This is a genomic window from Candidatus Pelagibacter communis, assembly GCF_001180105.1.
GTDB lineage: Bacteria > Pseudomonadota > Alphaproteobacteria > Pelagibacterales > Pelagibacteraceae > Pelagibacter > Pelagibacter ubique_K.
The window spans coordinates 1-511 of the sequence record NZ_CVSO01000060.1 but is presented as its reverse complement, the minus strand read 5'-3'; the positions used below and the strand labels follow the sequence as shown (position 1 = coordinate 511).

1 protein-coding gene is annotated in these 511 nt (G+C 27.2%); it reads right to left on the bottom strand.

The features are described 5' to 3' along the window. Position 1: 1 nt before the first annotated feature. A complete protein-coding gene (locus AMN84_RS03690) occupies positions 2–391 on the bottom strand; it encodes a S41 family peptidase (protein WP_075483477.1) in 390 nt (129 codons plus the stop codon). Positions 392–511: the final 120 nt, after the last annotated feature.

Below are 511 nucleotides of genomic sequence, written 5' to 3'. Positions count from 1 at the left end.
TTTACTTAACCAAAATAATGAAGTCTTTGTAGCAAAAAGAATAGATAATCCAAACAATTATTTCTGATGCTGACGCAGACCCATTATTAATTAAAACTACAAGAGTTTTACCATTTATTAAATCTCCACTACTTGCAAACCATTTTCTATTTTCACTTTTTTGTCGGCCCTTGGTCGATACAATTTCTCCATCCTCAAGAAAAAAATCTGATATTTTAATTGCTTGAGATAATAATCCTCCAGGATTATTTCGTAAGTCAAGGATATAGCTTTCAATTTTTTTATCTCTTTTAAATTTTTTAATCTCATTTTTGATTTGACTACCACTATTTTCATTAAATGACGTTAATCTTAAGTAACCAATTTTCTTATCATAAGTCTTTGATTTCACTGATGCGATTTGAATAATTTCTCTCGTAATATTGAATATTAATGATTTCTTTTTCCCAACTCTTCTAAAATAAGAAATATTTGATAAGGTAAATAATTAATGGCCGAAAACTTAGACTTA